General features: G+C 69.1%; 1 pseudogene. It reads left to right on the top strand.

The annotated features are described in order from the left end of the window. A pseudogene (locus FK530_RS25570) lies at positions 1-512 on the top strand (CTP synthase); the annotation flags it as partial.

Raw genomic sequence — 512 nt, 5'->3', positions numbered from 1 at the left:
GACCAAGCCCACGCAGCACTCGGTCGCCTCACTGCGCTCCATCGGCATCCAGCCCGATGCCCTGGTGCTGCGCAGCGAGCACGAGGTGCCCGAACCCGTGAAGAAGAAGGTCGCCCTCATGTGCGACGTCGACCGCGAGGCCGTCGTCGTGTGCCGTGACGCGAGCTCCATCTACGAGATCCCCCGCGTGCTCCACGCCGAGGGTCTCGACGCGTTCCTCGTGCGCCGACTCTCCGTACCCTTCCACGACGTCGACTGGACGCGCTGGGACGGACTGCTGGAGCGCGTGCGAGAGCCCCGCAGTGAGGTCGAGGTGGCCCTGGTGGGCAAGTACATCGACCTGCACGACGCCTATCTCTCCGTGTCCGAGGCTCTCAAGGCGGGCGGCTTCGCCCATCGTGCGCGCGTGAAGATCCGGTGGGTTCCGGCTGACACCTGCGAGACCCTGGACGGCGCGGGCCGGTCCCTGGGCGGGGTGGATGCGATCCTGGTTCCCGGGGGATTCGGCGTCC

This window comes from Tsukamurella conjunctivitidis (assembly GCF_007858475.1).
In the GTDB taxonomy this organism is placed as follows: domain Bacteria; phylum Actinomycetota; class Actinomycetes; order Mycobacteriales; family Mycobacteriaceae; genus Tsukamurella; species Tsukamurella conjunctivitidis.
The sequence above is the reverse complement of the archived record's forward strand: the minus strand, read 5'-3'. Positions and strand labels throughout refer to the sequence as shown.